The 17,666-nt window shown below is 58.8% G+C and carries 15 protein-coding genes; 8 read left to right on the forward strand and 7 right to left on the reverse strand.

Annotated elements, in window-relative coordinates:
• Positions 1-6: 6 nt before the first annotated feature.
• The 4 genes from C934_RS0105310 to C934_RS0105330 form a co-directional block, all read right to left on the reverse strand.
• The gene (locus C934_RS0105310; protein ID WP_018855668.1) at positions 7-1,200 is read right to left on the reverse strand and encodes an amidohydrolase family protein; all 1,194 of its coding nucleotides are present in this window, start codon (positions 1,198-1,200) and stop codon (positions 7-9) included.
• A gap of 31 nt (positions 1,201-1,231) precedes the next feature.
• Positions 1,232-1,462 carry a hypothetical protein gene (locus tag C934_RS0105315; protein WP_018855669.1) on the reverse strand — a complete coding sequence of 77 codons (231 nt, stop codon included), beginning with the start codon at positions 1,460-1,462 and terminating at the stop codon, positions 1,232-1,234.
• Positions 1,463-1,686: 224 nt separating this feature from the next.
• Positions 1,687-2,385, reverse strand: coding sequence for a GntR family transcriptional regulator (locus C934_RS0105325; RefSeq protein WP_025658553.1), 699 nt, complete (start codon positions 2,383-2,385; stop codon positions 1,687-1,689).
• Between the two features lie 250 nt (positions 2,386-2,635).
• The gene (locus C934_RS0105330; protein WP_245267907.1) at positions 2,636-3,316 is read right to left on the reverse strand and encodes a GntR family transcriptional regulator; all 681 of its coding nucleotides are present in this window, start codon (positions 3,314-3,316) and stop codon (positions 2,636-2,638) included.
• A 186-nt stretch (positions 3,317-3,502) separates the two neighbouring features.
• On the opposite strand from C934_RS0105330, the gene C934_RS0105335 reads away from it, so the two are divergent.
• The 6 genes from C934_RS0105335 (at position 3,503) to C934_RS0105360 (ending at position 11,726) form a co-directional block, all read left to right on the forward strand.
• Positions 3,503-5,443 (forward strand): ABC transporter substrate-binding protein, encoded by a 1,941-nt coding sequence (locus C934_RS0105335; RefSeq protein WP_018855672.1) that lies wholly within the window; start codon positions 3,503-3,505, stop codon positions 5,441-5,443.
• A 68-nt stretch (positions 5,444-5,511) separates the two neighbouring features.
• Positions 5,512-6,498 carry an ABC transporter permease gene (locus tag C934_RS0105340; protein WP_018855673.1) on the forward strand — a complete coding sequence of 329 codons (987 nt, stop codon included), beginning with the start codon at positions 5,512-5,514 and terminating at the stop codon, positions 6,496-6,498.
• Positions 6,495-7,649 carry an ABC transporter permease gene (locus C934_RS0105345; protein ID WP_018855674.1) on the forward strand — a complete coding sequence of 385 codons (1,155 nt, stop codon included), beginning with the start codon at positions 6,495-6,497 and terminating at the stop codon, positions 7,647-7,649. The genes C934_RS0105340 and C934_RS0105345 overlap by 4 nt, the downstream gene beginning before the upstream one ends.
• A complete protein-coding gene (locus C934_RS0105350) occupies positions 7,646-9,346 on the forward strand; it encodes an ABC transporter ATP-binding protein (protein ID WP_018855675.1) in 1,701 nt (566 codons plus the stop codon). Before C934_RS0105345 ends, C934_RS0105350 begins: the two co-directional genes overlap by 4 nt.
• Positions 9,347-9,349: 3 nt before the next feature.
• On the forward strand, positions 9,350-10,558 hold the full coding sequence (manD, locus tag C934_RS0105355) for a D-mannonate dehydratase ManD (RefSeq protein WP_018855676.1): 1,209 nt from the start codon (positions 9,350-9,352) through the stop codon (positions 10,556-10,558).
• Positions 10,559-10,571: 13 nt separating this feature from the next.
• Complete coding sequence (locus C934_RS0105360; RefSeq protein ID WP_018855677.1) at positions 10,572-11,726, forward strand: mandelate racemase/muconate lactonizing enzyme family protein; 1,155 nt, start codon at positions 10,572-10,574, stop codon at positions 11,724-11,726.
• A gap of 281 nt (positions 11,727-12,007) precedes the next feature.
• Here the strand turns inward: C934_RS0105360 and C934_RS0105365 are convergent, their stop codons facing one another.
• Genes C934_RS0105365 through C934_RS0105375 form a run of 3 tightly spaced genes read right to left on the reverse strand, consistent with a single transcriptional unit; the run spans position 12,008 to position 15,616 of the window.
• Positions 12,008-13,162 (reverse strand): amidohydrolase, encoded by a 1,155-nt coding sequence (locus tag C934_RS0105365; protein ID WP_018855678.1) that lies wholly within the window; start codon positions 13,160-13,162, stop codon positions 12,008-12,010.
• Between the two features lie 4 nt (positions 13,163-13,166).
• Complete coding sequence (locus C934_RS0105370; RefSeq protein ID WP_018855679.1) at positions 13,167-14,411, reverse strand: Zn-dependent hydrolase; 1,245 nt, start codon at positions 14,409-14,411, stop codon at positions 13,167-13,169.
• Positions 14,408-15,616: a diaminopropionate ammonia-lyase gene (locus C934_RS0105375; protein WP_026371580.1), complete on the reverse strand. Its 1,209-nt coding sequence runs from the start codon at positions 15,614-15,616 to the stop codon at positions 14,408-14,410. Before C934_RS0105375 ends, C934_RS0105370 begins: the two co-directional genes overlap by 4 nt.
• Positions 15,617-15,725: 109 nt before the next feature.
• Between C934_RS0105375 and C934_RS0105380 the strand changes: the two genes are divergently transcribed.
• Positions 15,726-16,208, forward strand: a complete 483-nt coding sequence (locus tag C934_RS0105380) for an Lrp/AsnC family transcriptional regulator (RefSeq protein ID WP_018855681.1) — start codon at positions 15,726-15,728, stop codon at positions 16,206-16,208.
• A gap of 356 nt (positions 16,209-16,564) precedes the next feature.
• Entirely contained in the window at positions 16,565-17,377 is an 813-nt protein-coding gene (locus tag C934_RS31620; RefSeq protein WP_245267908.1) for a PDZ domain-containing protein, read from the forward strand.
• Positions 17,378-17,666: the final 289 nt, after the last annotated feature.

The following is a 17,666-nucleotide window of genomic DNA, read 5'->3' on the forward strand; positions in this document are numbered from 1 at the left end:
ATCGCATCAGCGGACCACTGCGCCGTTATCGGCCACCAACCGACCCTGCTTGAAGACGCGTCGCGGCTTGGGGACGGCGACGACTGCCTCCGGAATGTGGTCGGCGGCGAGTGTCACGAAATCAGCCTTGGCGCCGACGGCGATGCCATAGCCTTCAAGATTGAGCGCCTTGGCGCCTCCTGTCGTAACCACATCGAAAGCGGCGGAGAGCTCGGTATCGGAATAGAAGCCGGAGCGATAGGCGATGATCTCTGCCCGACGGAGCATGTCGCCATCGCCGAAGGGCCACCACGAATCGCGGATATTGTCATTGCCTGAAAAAACATTGACGCCGGCGGCCCGCAGCAATGCGACCGGCGGGAAATTGTGATTTCCTGGAGCGTTGGTCATGATCGAGACGCCGCTTTCTGCAATGACGGCGGCGATCTTCTTTGCGGCATCCGGGGCGAGGTCCCCAAGCCCGTAGGCGTGGCTGACGGCGACACGCCCCTGCATGCCGAGTGCTGCGGTCCGCGCGCAGATCTCCTCGATCGTCATGGCGCCCATCGTGCCGGCATCGTGGAGATGTATGTCGACATCGACACCACGTTTTTCGGCAATTCCAAAGACCACGTCGAGATGCCCCTTGATATCACGATCGAAGGACAGCGGATCGAGCCCGCCGACCAGATCGGCGCCCATGCCAATCGCCTCGTCCATCAGGTCGCGCGTGCCGGGGCTCTTCAGGATACCGCTCTGCGGGAAGGCCACGAGCTGAATGTCGATGATGTCCTTGTATTCTTCGCGGACGGCCAGGATGGTTTCGAGCGATTTCAGCCCGACCGAGCCATCGACCATGACATGGCTGCGCATCTGCAGCGCGCCGTTCGAAATGCAGAGATCGAGCTGGCTGCGGGCACGTTCGTCCATCGGTGCGGCGGCTGCCAGGTTCTCGGCCTGGAAGGCGACGCGCTCATGCACGTCAAACCCGTTGGTGCAAGGTTTATGCGGGATCCACTTGTCGCCGTAGAAGCTCGTGTCCAGATGGATGTGGCCCTCAACGAAGCCCGGGACGAGAAGCGCACCGGCAATATCGAGCGTGCGCGCAGTGCCGGAACTCGACCCAGCAGCAGCGATGGTAGAGATGCGGCCGTTGGAGACCAGAATGTCGTTGAGCGTGCCGTCCGCGAGCTTGGCGTTTGTAAAAAGTGTTTCGGTCACCGGGATCTACCTTGATTTCTTTGTTGTATCATCAATACGCCTCGCCGACGGGATCGGGGAGGCGCCCTGCACGCCTTCGATCAGACCAGGTCATGCCCCTGATATCGGCATCCGCCAGTTCCTGGCCCTTGGTCACCTTTACCCGTGCCTTTCTGGTCCCTGGTCTCGCCGGCAACGGCTTCAGTTTGCCGCTGGTGATCGCAGCTTCTGCGGCCTTCATTTCGGCGGCGACCGGCTCCGGCAGGTCCGGAATGCTCGTCATTTTGACATATCCACCCGGTTCTTGGCTACATGATATCTGTAATCATGTATGCAATAATGATGCCAGATTGTATCCGAGCTGAATTCCGGATTGCGCGGGGTGGCTAGATATTTGGACTCATTCGATGAAAGCCGCTGACACCATCCCGTACAAGTGGAAGTCGCCGGTTTCGAACGTCTGCAGAAAATGCATAATCATGTATACATGATTGAAAAAGCGGCAGCCTAGCCGCTGCCACGGGCGGAAAAGCGTGACAGGATCGAGCCTAGATCCAGTTCCGCCGCGGTATCGTCCTCGAGCAGGGCCCTGCTTTCAACCGATGACAGGTGGTCGTCCATCAGATGCTCTGCCGCAGCGATATCCCCCTTCTTGAGCGCGCCGATCAGTCCGGAATGTTCGCTGATGGCGCACTCGCTTGAGTGCGGCCGGCTGTACATGGCCAGGATCAGCGAACAGCGGGATACGAGTTCGGAGAGATATCGTTCGAGCAGCGCATTGCCCGAGAGTTCCGCAAGCTTGAGGTGGAATTCGCCGGCTAGCCGGGTCGAGAGGCGCACATCTCCCTTGGCATGGGCGGCCTCTTCTTCCTGCACGTGATCGGAGAGGATCTTCTCGACTACCGGACTCCAACGCGCGATCACCGCCTTCATCACCTCCCGTTCAAGCGCGCGCCGAACAGCAAAAGCATTGCGCGCCTCGTCGAGGCTCGGCTGGGCAACCGTGGCAGTTCGCTTGTGATAGGTGTCGACGAGCCCCTGGGCCTGCAGTTTCGCCAGCACGGCGCGAACCAGGGTTCTGCTCATTGCAAAGTGCCTGCCAATCTCGTCTTCTGGCAGCCTGGTTCCGGCTTTCAGCGCCTGTTCTATTATGGCCTGTCGGAGAGTGCGATGGGCAACGTCTACCCGGTCGGAATTCGATGACATTGGACTTCAGGAATGTTTTTGGTGAAGTATACGTTATCTCGTCATCACGCATGCATCAAGGACTTGCCCTATCTTGCCGAAGGCACCTCGCGTCATGAGCGATAGCCATGGTCTGCCGCAAGGCGAACGGTCGGCGGGTGGACAAGTCAGCATCCCGATCGCAATTACCGCGAGGGCCATTTCCTCTCATCGAAAGGCGCAGCAACCATGACGGCCCCGGCCCGGCGCGATTTCGCGAGCTTCGGCTAAATCACGACCGCTGCTTGTTAAGCCGCATGCGCTCGATGATGTGCCGTCCTGATCCACCAACATGTTTGGCAATAGCGTTCGCCGCCCCGTCCGCATCCTGCTCCTTGATGCATCCGATGAGCTCGCGATGCTCCTCAAGAACGTTCGACTGGCGGCTTAGGGAGGTGGGAAAGCCGCGGCTTATCGCCCATAAAATCTGACGATGGCGAATCCAGAGATCCACAGCGTGCCTGTTGTAGTGCCGGTCGTACATCAGCCGATGAAACTGCATGTCCAGATTTGAGTGTTTCAGCTCATCCGAAAAATTCAGGGCTTCGATCTCGGCCTGAATGCGCTCCAGTTCATCGACATCTGCTCGTGTTGCAACCCCGACAAACCAGCGCGTCAGCGCCGGCTCGATCAAGACCTCTATTTCGCAGATATCTCTGACGAACTCCTCGTCAATCGGCCGCACTCGGGCGCCGCGATTGGGCATCATGACCACGAAACCCTCGCCGCGCAGCTGCTGCAATGCCTCTCGCACCGGATTGGTGGAGGTGCCCATACGCGCGGCAAGCTCGGCGACCTTCAGGCGCTCGTTAGCCTTGACGCGGCCATGGATGATGTCATCGCGCAGGCGCTCGTAGATGGACGCGCCATTTTCCTCGGTCAACTCGTCACCGTCAGGCATTGTCTGGGGCATTCGCGTTATCGTGGTCATAAGACTGCTTTTAATACACTTTCCCCCGGTTTGCCAATACCTCTTCAAATTGTTTGTACATTCCAATTGACATATAATGTACGATCTGAAAGTTTTCGCTCCACGCGATTGCCGACCTGGCTTTCGTTATCAGTCGGCGGAGAGGGCCGGTTAATCAGGAGGAAAAGAATGGGTTACCAGCAACAGCTGCGTGGCCTCGTCCTATCGACGGGGTTGTTGGGTGCGGCGCTCTTGGGAGCGATTGCTCCTGTCTTTGCGGCGGATTTCAAACAGGCGCCAATGCTCGACGAGCAAGTGAAGGCCGGCAAGCTGCAAGCCGTTGCCGATCGCCTTCCTGAGCATCCCTTCGTCGAAGCGATGGTTGATGGAATTGGCAAATACGGCGGCACGCTGCGCACCACCATTCTCGCCAATGGCGACCAGTACAATCTGACCCGTACCATCGCCAATGAACTGCTCGTTCGTTGGGATCCGGCCTGGCAGAAGGTGATACCTTCGCTGGCGGAGGAATTCACCGCATCGGATGATGCCACCACCTACACCTTCAAGCTCCGCAAGGGGCTGAAGTGGAGCGATGGCCAGCCTTTCACGGCCGATGACATCATGTTCTGGTACGAAGACGTGTTCATGAACGACGCGCTTTCGCCGGCCAAGAACCCGACCTTTACGGTCGCGGGCAAACCGGTAAAAGTGCGCAAGATCGACGATCTGACAGTCGAATTCAAATTCGACAGCCCCTATGGCCTGTTCCTGCAGCAGCTCGCCTACGGCCAGGGTCATCTGCCGGTTATCTACCCCAAGCACTACCTCAGCCAGTTCCACGAGAATTATAACAAGGACGGCATCCCCGCTCTGCTGAAAGCCAATCCGGCTGCAGGCGATTGGGTGGCGCTGTTCAACTCGAAGGTCTCTCTGACCTTCCAGCCGCCGTACTGGCAAAACCTCCAGCTGCCAACGATGAACCCGTGGATCCTGACGGTACCCTATGCCGACAGCGAACGCGTCGTCGCGACCCGCAATCCCTACTATTGGAAGGTGGATCCTGAGGGCAACCAGCTGCCTTATATTGACGGCGTCACCTGGGCAAAGCTCGACGACCCACAGCTGATGGCGCTGAAGATGACATCGGGCGAGTTCGATTTCGCGTTCCGCCACATCAATAATTCGACCTTCAAGTCGGTGCTCTTCGACGGCCAGGAAAGCGGCAATTATCGCTTTGTCGACGTCAAGGACCTGCCGGCGAATGATGCCGTCATCCTGCTCAATCTCAACTCGACCGACGACACCAAGCGCAAGCTTTTCCAGAACAAGGATTTCCGCATCGCGCTCAGCCACGCGATCAACCGGCAGGAGATCATCGATCTCGTCTATGTCGGGCAGGGCGCCCCGGCGCAGGTGGCGACGCAGCCCGAGCACGAGCTTTTCAACGAGCGTGAAGCCAAGCAATACACGGAATTTGATCCGAAGCTTGCCAACGACATGCTCGACAAGATCATGCCGAAGAAAGACGCGGAAGGTTTCCGTCTCGACGACAGCGGCAAGCGCTTCACCATCAACTTCATGGTGGCGGACGTTTTCGGGCTCTCCTATCCCGACGTGATGCAGATGGTGCAGAAATACGCCAAGGACGTCGGGATCGACATCCAGCTGCGGACCACGGATCGCGCTCGCTTGAACACCATGTGGGCAGCAAACGAGCAGGACGCCTATATCTGGAACTGCGTTGGCGGCCTGTCTGAAGTCTACACCGACCCGCGCTGTTACATGCCGTTCCAGAAGGCAGACATCTTCTTCGCGATGAAGTGGAGCGAATGGTATTCGAACCACGCCACGGGCGAGGAACCCCCAGCCGAGATCAAGGCTCTCATGGCAGCCTACGACAAGGTCAACGCTGCCGTAGGAGACAACGATCGCCGCGAGAAGATGAAGGAATTCCTCAATCTTTCCGCTGACAACTTCCTCAACATCGGCATTTCGCGCCCCATGCCGAAATACATGATGGTGTCGAAGAACCTGAAGAATGTCGTCAACGGCATTCCGATCACCGGCAATCTCTGGCATCCGGCCCCGACGCTGACCCAGTGGTACTTCGACAAGCCGGCTAACTAAACTCCTCCGGACCGGCGGGAAACTTCCCCCCGGTCCGCCCCTTCGATCCCATCGAGCGGTCAGAAATCATGCTCCGTTATATCGCCAAACGGCTGGTGTTCGCGATACCGACACTCCTTGCCGTTTCCATCATCGCCTTCATCATCATCCAACTCCCGCCCGGTGATTATCTCACGACGCTTATGGCCGACTGGGCAAGCCAGGGTGGGGCGGTCGAAGAGGGCACGGTTGCCGCCATGCGCGAGCGCTACGGTCTCGATCAACCGATGTATTTCCAATATTACAAATGGATGGCCGGGATCCTCATGCATGGCGATTTCGGGATTTCATTCGAGCTCGGCAAGCCGGTGACCGAATTGATCTGGGGCCGCCTTGGCTTCTCGCTCCTCCTGTCCTTCCTGACGCTCTGCTTCGTATGGGCGATCGCCATTCCGATCGGCATCCTGTCGGCCGTTCGCCAGTATTCGATCTCCGACTATTCAGCGACCTTCCTTGCCTTCTTCTTTCTCGCCGTGCCTGACTTCCTGATGGCGCTTTCGGCGATGTATGTCATGTCGGCCTATTTCGGCCAAAGTGTCGGCGGCCTGTTTTCGCCCGCTTTCGTCGACGCGGCCTGGAGTTTTGCCAAGCTTGGCGATTTTGCCAAACACGTCTGGCTGCCCGTGCTCGTCATTGGCCTCGGCTCGCTTGCAGCACTCGTTCGCATCATGCGCGCCAACCTGCTCGACGAATTGTCCAAGCCCTATGTGACGACGGCCCGCGCCAAGGGCATGTCCGAATTCGAGCTTCTCATTCGCTACCCGGTGCGGCTTGCACTCAATCCGCTGATCTCGACGCTCGGCTGGATCCTGCCCGCCGTTATTTCGGGTGAGATCATTGTCTCGGTTGTCATGAGCTTGCCGACGACGGGACCGCTGCTGCTGCGCGCCTTGCTTGCACAAGACATGTATCTCGCTGGCTCGCTCATCCTGTTGATTTCGGTGCTTACCATTATCGGCACGCTGATTTCCGACATCCTGCTCGCTATCACTGACCCGCGGATCCGGTTCCAATGACAGACATCACCCACCTCCCGCCGGAGACCGGCACATCGATCGACCTTCACCGCAGTGATATTGCCGTTGCCGGCCAATGGCGGCTCTTCTGGCTGAAATTCAAGAAGCACAAGATCGCGCTGGCAAGCCTTGTCGTCATCGTGTTCATGTATCTCGTCGCTGCCTTCGCGGATTTCATCGCACCGTTCGATCCCAACGCGACCAATGCGCGTTTCACCTACGCCCCTCCACAGGGCATATCGCTTCTGCTGAACGGCTCCTTGCGCCCACACGTCAATCAGCTGAAGATGACGCTGAACACAGAATCCATGCGGCGTGAGTTCGCCCCGGATCCTGCCAAGCCGATCCCGGTCGGCTTTTTCGTACCTGCGGCGGAACCATACACTCTTCTCGGCTTCATCCCTATGAGGACCAAGCTCTTTGGCCTCACCAACCCGATGCCGGGAGACAGCATGTACATCTTTGGTGCAGATCGCCTCGGACGAGACATCTTCTCGCGCGTGGTCCATGGTGCCAAAATCTCCCTCTCGATCGGGCTTGTCGGGGTCTTCATGAGCCTCATCCTTGGCGTCACGATCGGCGGCATATCCGGATTTTTCGGGGGCTGGGCCGATATCGCCATCCAGCGCTTCATCGAGCTGTTGCGCTCGATCCCGACGATCCCGCTATGGATGGGGCTGGCGGCAGCAATCCCCGTTGGCTGGCCACCGCTCAGGACGTATTTCGTCATCACCCTGATCGTTTCGCTGATTGGCTGGACGAGCCTGGCGCGGGAGGTGCGTGGCAAGTTTCTCTCTCTGCGCAATGAGGACTTCGTGATTGCCGCACGTCTCGACGGCATGAGCGAGCTCGGCATCATCTTCCACCATCTGGTGCCGTCCTTCATGAGCCACATCATCGCCACGCTGACGCTGGCGATCCCCTCGATGATCCTGGCTGAAACCGCACTCTCGTTCCTCGGCGTCGGTCTACAGCCGCCGATCATTTCCTGGGGCGTGCTCCTTCAGGAGGCGCAGAACATCCGCGCGGTCGCTCAAGCGCCCTGGCTCCTGTTCACGCCGGCTGCCGCAATTGTCATCTCGGTGCTTTCCCTCAACTTCCTCGGCGACGGCCTCCGCGATGCCGCAGATCCCTACGAGTCGGTGTCATGACCATGAACAACGATACACTCCTCAAGGTCGACAACCTGAAAACCTACTTCCCGACGCGCACGGGTCTGTTCAAGGCTGTCGACGACGTGTCCTTCGAGCTGAAGCGCGGAAAGACACTCTGTGTTGTCGGCGAATCCGGATCCGGGAAGTCGGTTACGGCGCGCTCCATCCTGCAGATCGTCGATAGACCCGGTCGTATTGAGGATGGTTCGATCGTATTGACGCGGGGAGACGGCTCATCGGTCGACCTCGCCAAGCTCGACCCGCGCGGCAAGGAAATTCGCGGCGTTCGCGGCAAGGAGATCGCCATGATTTTCCAGGAGCCGATGAGTTCACTGTCGCCCGTCCATCGTATCGGCGCGCAGATCGGCGAAGCGCTGCGCATTCATTTCGGCATTCGCGGCAAGGCGCAGCGCGACCGCGTTCTCGAGCTGCTGCGCCAGGTCGAAATACCGCGTCCTGAAACCGCAATCGACCGCTACACTTTCGAATTCTCCGGAGGCATGCGCCAGCGGGTCATGATCGCCATGGCGCTCGCCTGCAATCCCCAGGTTCTGATCGCCGATGAGCCGACGACAGCACTGGACGTCACGACCCAGGCCGAAATTCTCGATCTGATCAAACGACTGCAGCACAGCCACGGCATGGCCGTGCTTTTTATAACCCACGACATGGGTGTCGTTGCCGAAATCGCCGACGAGGTCTTGGTAATGTATCGGGGCAAGGTGATGGAGCGTGGCTCCGTGGAGCAGATTTTCCACGCACCAAAGGACGACTATACGCGCCGCCTGATCGGTTCCGTCGTCAAGTTGGAGAAGAAGGCGGAAGTTCGGCTGACACGATCCCAAATCCCCGTTGGCGCGCCACCGCTACTCGCGGTCAAGAACCTCTCGCTGACTTTCCCATCCGGCCTGAAGGCAGTGGACGACGTGTCGCTGATCGTTCGTGCCGGTGAAACCCTCGGCATCGTCGGTGAATCCGGCTCGGGCAAGACGACAATGGGACGTTGCTTGCTGCGCATTTACGATCCGCAAGCCGGCGCTATGAATTACCGCCGCGCTGACGGCAGCACGGTCGATCTTTGCTCGGCCGACAAAACGACATTGAAGGATGTTCGCCACGGTATCCGGATGATCTTCCAGGATCCGGTCGGTTCGCTAAGCCCACGCAAGACGGTCGGCCAGATCATTGCCGAGCCGTTGAAGCTCGCTGGCGTGAAGGGCAGATCCCTCGACGATCGGGTCTCGGAACTTATGCAGCAGGTCGGCCTCGAACCGGCCTGGCGTGAACGCTACCCGCATGCTTTTTCCGGCGGTCAGCGACAGCGTATCGGGATTGCGCGGGCGATTGCGCTCAAGCCGCGGCTGATCGTTGCCGATGAAGCAACCTCGGCACTCGATGTCTCGTTGCGCTCGCAGATGCTTGACCTCATGATGAAGTTGCAGGACGAGCTTGGTCTCTCCTACGTCTTCATCTCGCACGATATGTCGGTTATCCGCTACATGTGCGACCGCGTTGCTGTGATGTATCGCGGCAAGATCGTCGAGGCGGGCGAGACCGATCAGGTCGTCAACAATCCGGCGCATGACTATACCCGCGCGCTGCTCTCCGCCATTCCTCATCCCGACCCGCGCAACCGGCGCATTCACAACCGGTTCCGCTACGACCCCGCACGTACAGTTTCAGCCAACGGATAAGTCATGAAAATTACCGACGTCAAAATCATTGTCTGCTCGCCTGGACGCAATTTCGTCACCGTCAAGATATTCACCGACGAGGGGCTGACAGGGGTCGGCGACGCCACCCTGAACGGTCGTGAAAAGGCCGTCGTAGCCTATCTTCAGGATCATCTTGCACCATTGCTCATCGGCCGCGATCCAAGCCGCATCGAGGATATCTGGCAATATTTCTACAAGGGAGCCTATTGGCGCCGCGGTCCTGTGACGATGGCGGCGATCGCCGGTATCGATACCGCACTTTGGGACATCAAGGCGAAAGCCGCCAACATGCCGCTTTACCAGCTGCTGGGTGGCGCCAGCCGCGAGAAGGTGCTGTGCTACACACACGCGCAGGGCACTGATATTGCCGAAGCGGTCGAAGCGGTCGGCAAGCGAATTAAGCAGGGCTACAAGGCGATCCGTGTTCAGGTCGGCATTCCCGGTCTACCTGACGTCTATGGCACCGGCAAGAAGTCGGTCACCAACAACGCTGCAGACGATGCCATTCCTCACGAGGAAACATGGTCGACGTCGAAATATCTGCGCTATGTTCCCGAACTCTTCAAGGCGGTCCGCGAGGCACATGGCTGGGATATTGAGCTCCTGCATGACAGCCACCACCGCCTCACGCCGATCGAAGCGGCGCGGTTGGGTAAAGACCTCGAATTTGCACGGCTCTTCTGGTTGGAAGACACGGTGGCGGCCGAGTATCAGGAGGGCTTCCGTCTGATCCGCCAACACACCACGACACCGCTTGCCGTGGGCGAAGTCTTCAACACCATCTGGGACGCGCGGCTGTTGATGGAAGAACAGCTGATAGACTACATTAGGACGACCACGGTACATGCCGGCGGCGTGACCGCCCAAAGGCGCATCATGGATTTCGCCAGCGTCTACAATGTCCGCACTGCCTGCCACGGGGCAATGGACATGTCGCCGATCTGCCTCGGCGCCAACCTGCATCTCGACCTCTGGGTGCCGAATTTCGGGATCCAGGAATATTCGGGCTACCTGCCGGAAATCCTTGAGGTGTTCCCGAGCGCCTGGAGCCTGGATGACGGTTATCTCCATCCGGGCGATGCGATCGGCCATGGTGTCGACATCGACGAAAAGCTTGCCGAGAAATATCCATATCAGCGCGCCTATCTGCCTGTGAACCGTCTCGAAGACGGCACGCTGTGGCACTGGTAACCGGAGAACGGACATGAAGATCACAGCAATCAAGAGCTACGCCGTCAAGGTTGGCATTCGCAACCAGCTTCTGGTGAAGGTCGAGACCGACGACGGGATTTTCGGTTGGGGCGAAAGTGGACTCTCGGGCCGCGAGAAGGCGGTCGTCGGTGCGCTGGAACATTATGCGGAATTCTTGCGTGGCCGCGACCCGTTCAAGATCGGAGCGCTCTGGCAGGAGATGTATCGCAGCCAGTATTTCGAGGGCGGTCGCGTATTGCAGGCCGCGATCTCGGCGATCGACATCGCGCTCCATGACATCAAGGGCAAAGCGCTTGGCGTGCCTGTCTACGAGTTGCTCGGCGGCAAGCAGCGCGACCGGATACCGACCTTTGCGACGACCTTCGCGGAGCCTGGGCCAGCGATGATCGAGCAGGCACAGATGCTGGTCGAGCATGGATGGAGGGCCATGCGGCTTTCACCCTCGGGTCACGAGCACAAGGAGATTTACGAGCCCCGCGAACATATCGCGATGACAGCGAAATGGTGCGTCAAGGCTCGGGAAACACTGGGCGAGGAAATCGTGCTGGGCATCGACTATCACCATCGCCTGACGGTTGCTGAAGCTGCAAGCTTCTGCCAGAAGATGCCGAAGGGCACACTCGACTTCCTCGAGGAGCCGATCCGCGACGAAACACCGGGCGCCTACGAGGCGCTGCGTCGAATGACCGATGTTCCGTTTGCGATCGGCGAGGAGTTCTCGTCGAAGTGGCAGTTCCTGCCCTTCATCGAGCGCGACATTCACCAGTTCAATCGCGTAGATGTCTGTAACGTCGGCGGTCTGACTGAATCGATGAAGGTCGCCGGCTGGAGCGAGGCTCACTATGTCGACATGATGCCGCACAATCCACTCGGCCCGGTATGCACGGCTGCAACGATCCACTTCTGCGCCGCCGTTGCGAATTTTGCCTGGTTGGAAACGCGGGCGAGCCCCGCGGAGACGCATCTGGGTTTTGACAATTCTGACTTCTTTCCTGTCCAGCCACGGCTTGAGGCTGCCTGCTATCCAGTTTCCGATGCGCCCGGCCTGGGGGTCGAAGTGAACGAGGAGTTGATTGCCAGGCAGAGTTTTGAATTCTGGGAGGCGCCTCATCTGAAACGCCGGGATGGCTCGGTGACGAATTGGTGAGAAAGGGAAGCGAGCCGACTTGAACGGGCGGGAAATTGCGCGCCGGGTTCATCGTTCCTCGCACATGGCGCAAAGCGCACTTTTCACCGATCCTTTCTCGGTCCAGGCAGAGAACGACCGCAGGGCATTTGGCTCGATTTTTGGGATTGAGGTCGCCCGCGTTGGGCTCGGAAAGACCGGCGGACCAACGTCACTTCGTCGCACGTTGCCATCATCGTCTTGCGTGGCAAGGCGCTAGACCCTGGATGGCGAAAATTTGCCTGCAATTGCCGTCGCGTTGGTCAATTTGCCAGGCGTCGACGCGCTATTGCTGCATGAAATCGCATGCCATGGATAAGGCCGTTGTCATTGAAGTCATAATTCGGATTGTGGAGCGGAGCCGATGTCTCGCCATTGCCGAGGAAGACGAAGCACCCAGGAACCCGGCTGAGGAACTGCGCGAAATCTTCTGATCCCGTCATCGGTTTTGATGCGACCCTTGCGTTCGACGCGCCATATAATTCCACCGCCACGGCCATGGCTTCGTCAGCCAAGGCGGTGTCGTTCATGAGTGGAACGAATTCACGCGTGTAACGGACATCGGCCTCGACATTATAGGCAAGCGCAGTGCCTTGCGCGATTATCCGCATCTGCTGCTCGATGCGCTCGCTGATCTCCCTGCGGAAGCTGCGTGCATCACCGAGAATGCGTGCCATGCCGGGCAGGGCATTCCTGGTACCGTCGGTGATAAGCTCAGTGACGGATACGACGCCGATGTCGGCCGGGTCGATGCGCCGCGCGACGATCGTCTGCAGATTGGTGACAATGGCGCAGGCGGCGACCAGGACTTCGCTGCCCCAGTGCGGTCGGGCGGCGTGTCCCCCCACGCCCTTGAGCGTGATCTCGAAATTGTCCTCCGCCGACATGAATTCTTCAGGTTTTGTCTCGAAATAACCAACAGGAAGACCCGGCATATTGTGGATGCCATAGATTTCATCAAACGGATATTTCTCGAAAAGACCATCGGACATCATCGCCAGTGCGCCTTTGCCCCATTCCTCGGCCGGCTGGAAAATGAAGCGGACCGTCCCGTCGAAACCGCCTTCTGCGGCAAGCAACTTCGCGGCTCCGAGGAGCATGGCGGTGTGACCGTCGTGACCACAGGCGTGCATGAGCCCGCAGTTGCGGGATTTATGTTGCATGTCGCCCTGCTCGGTGATGCGCAGGGCGTCCATGTCGGCTCGCAAGGCGATGGCGCGGTTGCCGGTCCCTCGCTTGAGGGTTCCGACAACCCCGGTACCACCGACGCCTTCGGCGACCTCATCGAGGCCAAATGTTCTAAGTTTGTCGGCGACAAACGCAGCCGTGGCTTGCTCCGCAAAACCGAATTCTGGATTGGCATGGAGGTGTCGCCGCCACTCACTCATTTCGGCATGGAGCGTCTCAATGTCGATCATCAGATCAGTTCTCCGGTGCGGTGAGATTGCGGACCACGTCAAGCAACACATTGGCTCCTGCGACCAGATCGGTGTTGGGCGTGAATTCCTTGGGGTTATGGCTGATGCCGCCGATACTGGGTACGAAAATCATCCCCGAGGGTGCGATCCTGGCGATCATCTGAGCATCGTGCCCTGCACCGGAAGTCATCCTTTTCGATTTCAATCCACGGGCCGTCGCAGCCTCCACGACCGCCGCCACAATGCCGCTGTCGAATGTCACCGGCTGAAATCTTGCCAGACGTTTCGTGGTGATTGTGACCTGCTCATCGTCTGCAATCGTATCGAGGTATGTTGCCAAGGCAGCTTCTTCCGCCAACAGTTTTTCCTCATCGGGATCGCGCAAGTCAACCGTGAATGTCGCTTTTGAGGGGATCACGTTGATTGCGTTTGGCTCGAACTCCATGCACCCGACTGTGGCAACCGTAGGGGTGTTCGAGGCCGTCGCCCGGTCGCGCACAAAGGTGATGACGCGCGCTGCTGCCAAGCCGGCATCGCGGCGCAGGGAAATGGGTGTCGTGCCTGCATGGTTGGCATCTCCTTCGATGGTTACTCGCTGCCAGGAAATGCCCTGCAGATTCTCGACGGCCCCAACCGGCGTCTCCTCGCGCTCGAGGATCGGCCCTTGTTCAATGTGGAGTTCGATATAGGCGTGCGGTTGCAGGAAACCGGGCTCTTGGGGTCCGGCATAGCCAATTCGGGCAAGCTCCTCACCAAGGACAGATCCATCGGTGCCTACGGTGGCAAGCGCTTCATCGACATCAAGTCCGCCGACATGGACCAGCGACCCCATCATGTCAGGCGCATAGCGCACGCCTTCTTCGTTGGTAAATGCAGCAATCGCGATAGGTCGGTTTGGATTGAAGCCCTCCGATTTCAGGGTTTCTACGACTTCCAGTCCCGAGAGGACACCGTAACAGCCGTCAAACACCCCTGCATTGATCACAGTATCGATATGAGACCCCAGCATCAGCGGTTTTGCTGTATCGTCGGCCTGTATCGGCGCCCAGATGCCGAAGATGTTGCCGATCCGATCGACTGCGACATCGAGCCCGGCTTCCTGCATCCAGGCGATCAAGCGATCCCGGCCGTGCTTGTCCGCGTCGGACGCCGCAAGCCTGACAAGGCGGCCATCCTTGTCTCTGCCGATGGAGCCGAGTTCACGGAGACGTCCGAGCAAGCGTTCCTCATTGACCGATGATCCAGTCATGCCGGCGTCCCTGCGTTTCTCGACAAAATCGATCCGGCTGCTTCCCCGACGATCGCCTCATACTTGAGCGGATCGGTCGCTCCTTCGGTGTTGATCACAAGGACCCGCGATTGATCTCCAAGCCGCAAATGGGCCTTGATCTGCCGATCACCGATGGCCCTGATCAATCCCGCCAGGCCAACGCCACCGCTTTCGCCCGCCACGACGGCGGGGTCTCCCACGACCGGATAGGCCAGCCTCTTCATGACGGTGACTGCGTCGTGTTCGTCTACGGTCATGAACGCGTCTGCCACACGCGAGAGGATGCGCCAGGCTACCAGGGACGGCTGGTAGCACTCGAGCATGGCCATGATTGTCGGCTCACCGTGGTCGACCGTCACCGGATGCCCGGCCCTGGCGCTCTCGACGATGCATGCTGCACGTTCGGGGTCAACAACTGTGAAGATCGGGCGTGTGTCCCCCATGACAAGCGCGAGATAGCCGGCTGCCGCAGCAGCGATGCCGCCAACCCCTGACTGAACGAAAACATGGGTCGGCGGGTCCTGCAACTCCCTGAGTGCCTCGCGGAATATCGCGGTGTAGCCCTGCATTACAAGGCTTGGAATGCGCTCATAGCCAGGCCAGGACGTATCCGACACGATTGTCCAGCAACGCTCGATCGCAACCCTGGACGCTTCCCTGACAGAGTCGTCGTAGGTTCCCTCGACGCGACACACGTCGGCGCCAAATCCTGCGATGGCCGCCACCCGTTGGTCGCTGACGCCCGAGTGAACGAAAATCACGGCACGTGCGCCAACGGTCTGCGCCCCCTGGGCCACGGAACGTCCGTGGTTGCCGTCGGTGGCACATGCAACCGTCATGGTTTTTGCCACGGCCAGGACCTCCGGTGAACCAAGTTCAGTTACATCGACTTGTCTGGAAAGGCATTTGCTTGCCTCCTCGAGCACAAGACGCATCACCGCGTAGGCACCGCCAAGCGCCTTGAAGCTGCCAAGGCCGAGCCGGGAGCCTTCGTCCTTCATATGGATGCTCGACACCCCGAGTTTGCGGGCAAGGCCGCCGAGGGACACCAAGGGCGTCTTCGCGTTGTTTTGGCGGTGCGACAGGAATCTCTCGACCTCCGCGGCAGCCACCGGGCCAAGAGCTTCCGCGTCCCGTGGGTCCAGCTGAGACTTGTAGGCGCTATTCGAATTTATGAGAAACATGGGGGCCTCGCTCGGGTTCGAGGGGAAAATATATTGCATTGCCTCCGCATCGTGCGCTGAATATTCGGGTCTGATTTGCAAGTTTGTTTCGTCAAGGGAGCGAAAAAGTATGGGTGCGCTGGCGCAGAAGATCATTTTGGATGACTTCGACCGCAAAATCCTCGCCCTCCTCCAGAGGGACAACCTCACGCCGCAGAGAATGATCGGCGAAGCGGTCAATCTGTCGGCTCCAGCCGTTCAGCGCCGGATCAAGAAGATGACGGAAACCGGTGTGATCAAGGCAAATGTCGCGATCGTCGATCCCGCTGCACTGGGGCATCCGATCACAATCTTCGTTGAAGTGGAGGTGATCAGCGAGACCGCGGAGCAAATAGAAAGCGCCAAGCGGGAATTCGCGGCGACCCCCGAAATCCAGCAGTGTTACTATGTGACCGGCGAAGCAGATTTTGTCCTCCTCGTCGTCGTACCATCCATGAAGGAATATGAATCCCTGACCCGGCGGCTCTTTTTCGGAAACAACAACGTCAAACGTTTCCGGACGTTTGTCGCGATGGACCGCATCAAGGCTGGACTGGAAGTCCCGGTTCCGTGAATTCGGCGAAAATCGTGCAGCGGGGATCAGGACAACGAGGCAGTCGGAGGTCGTCTCACTCTTGGCTGTGCGCGGTCAACGGCGACCGCACCGTCTTGGAGGTGGTCGCCCCTTGCGGCGAAAACCTTGCCACCAGGGCGGACGGTGCAACACCAGCCTCCTGAAGGCTAATACATCGCTTCAGTTGCAAAAGCTTGCCATCAAGTATTAAATTATTTTAATACATTACTTATTGGCAATGAAACTGTAATATACTTTTAATTTGCAAACATAATTGGCTGTCTTCATATCCTTGCCAAGCGTTGAGCTTCGCTGAGAGGCTTTACGCGGTGAAGCAATTTAATAGGACCGAAATCGTGACAAGCATTGTCAATCGCCGCAGATCTGCGGCTCTTCTGGGCGCGGCCATTATGATCGGCGCGGCCTCCCTTTCCCTCGAAACATCATCTGCATTTGCCGCATCCGCCATTCCGGCCGATCAGGCAAAGGTTGTTGTCGCCAATTCTCAGAACGCCGACGTCGATCACGGCTACCTCGGTGTCCAGATCCAGCCGGTGACGCAGGAAGTTGCGGACGCGATCGATCTGGCAAATCCGGCTGGCGCGCTTGTTGCAAACGTCTCGAAAGACTCGCCCGCCGCTCGCGCCGGTATCAAGCAGGGCGATGCCATTACGTCGGTCGGCGAAAAGCCGGTGTCGACACCGAAGGATCTGTCGCGGCTCGTGGCGGATCTTACCCCTGGTGACAAGAAAACCGTTACGGTTTGGCGTTTTGGCAAGAGCGTCGACCTTACGGTCGAGATCGGCAGCAGCGACGACGGAATGGCTAAGCTTGCTGCTTCCAAAGGCTCCGAACAGGCAATCCCAGCCGGTCCGCGGATTGGTGTCGCACTTGTCGACCTGACGCCGGAAGTTCGTGAGCGGCTGGACCTCTCCCAGGACGTCCAAGGTGCCGTCGTTGCCAATGTATCGCCTGACAAACCGGCAGCCGCGGCAGGGCTGAAAGCCGGTGACGTCATTCTGTCGGTCAACGACAAGACAATCCAGAATGCCAGTGGAGCCAAGAACGCAGTTGCGGATGTTGCGAAGGCCAAGAAGAAGTCAGTGCTGCTGCTGATACAGCGCGGCAATAACACGACCTTCGTAGCCGTGCCGTTCACGACGGCTTAACCGGCAGACTGGGGCCGACGCGACAGACGCGTCGGCCTTTTTGCTTTGGCCGACCGCGCAGCCATTCGCAAACCGCGCGACCCGCCAATCAATCTCGCGAAGAGACACGCATCCCTATGAGGCGGCAGCAATAGGCGAGGAAACCTGGTTCTGGCCTTCCACGACTGTAACCAAGGCCCGCAAGCGCTGAGAACTTTCGAAGGGTAGCTTCGACGACCGCCCGCCTCGTCGGAAGCCTTATTTTTTTCTTTTGGATTTCGTTTGCCTTCTCGACCGGGCATCCAGTGCC

The organism is Rhizobium sp. 42MFCr.1 (assembly GCF_000377185.1).
Taxonomy (GTDB): domain Bacteria; phylum Pseudomonadota; class Alphaproteobacteria; order Rhizobiales; family Rhizobiaceae; genus Rhizobium; species Rhizobium altiplani.

Excerpts from the sequence above, each read along its gene's own strand:
- C934_RS0105365 (WP_018855678.1), bottom strand. The coding sequence starts at position 13,162 with ATGATCGACATTGAGACGCTCCATGCCGAAATGAGTGAGTGGCGGCGA.
- C934_RS0105360 (WP_018855677.1), top strand. The coding sequence starts at position 10,572 with ATGAAGATCACAGCAATCAAGAGCTACGCCGTCAAGGTTGGCATTCGC.
- C934_RS0105380 (WP_018855681.1), top strand. The coding sequence starts at position 15,726 with ATGGGTGCGCTGGCGCAGAAGATCATTTTGGATGACTTCGACCGCAAA.
- C934_RS0105350 (WP_018855675.1), top strand. The coding sequence starts at position 7,646 with ATGACCATGAACAACGATACACTCCTCAAGGTCGACAACCTGAAAACC.
- C934_RS0105335 (WP_018855672.1), top strand. The coding sequence starts at position 3,503 with ATGGGTTACCAGCAACAGCTGCGTGGCCTCGTCCTATCGACGGGGTTG.
- C934_RS0105340 (WP_018855673.1), top strand. The coding sequence starts at position 5,512 with ATGCTCCGTTATATCGCCAAACGGCTGGTGTTCGCGATACCGACACTC.
- C934_RS0105315 (WP_018855669.1), bottom strand. The coding sequence starts at position 1,462 with ATGACGAGCATTCCGGACCTGCCGGAGCCGGTCGCCGCCGAAATGAAG.
- C934_RS0105370 (WP_018855679.1), bottom strand. The coding sequence starts at position 14,411 with ATGACTGGATCATCGGTCAATGAGGAACGCTTGCTCGGACGTCTCCGT.
- C934_RS0105375 (WP_026371580.1), bottom strand. The coding sequence starts at position 15,616 with ATGTTTCTCATAAATTCGAATAGCGCCTACAAGTCTCAGCTGGACCCA.
- C934_RS0105330 (WP_245267907.1), bottom strand. The coding sequence starts at position 3,316 with ATGCCCCAGACAATGCCTGACGGTGACGAGTTGACCGAGGAAAATGGC.
- C934_RS0105345 (WP_018855674.1), top strand. The coding sequence starts at position 6,495 with ATGACAGACATCACCCACCTCCCGCCGGAGACCGGCACATCGATCGAC.
- C934_RS0105325 (WP_025658553.1), bottom strand. The coding sequence starts at position 2,385 with ATGTCATCGAATTCCGACCGGGTAGACGTTGCCCATCGCACTCTCCGA.
- manD (WP_018855676.1), top strand. The coding sequence starts at position 9,350 with ATGAAAATTACCGACGTCAAAATCATTGTCTGCTCGCCTGGACGCAAT.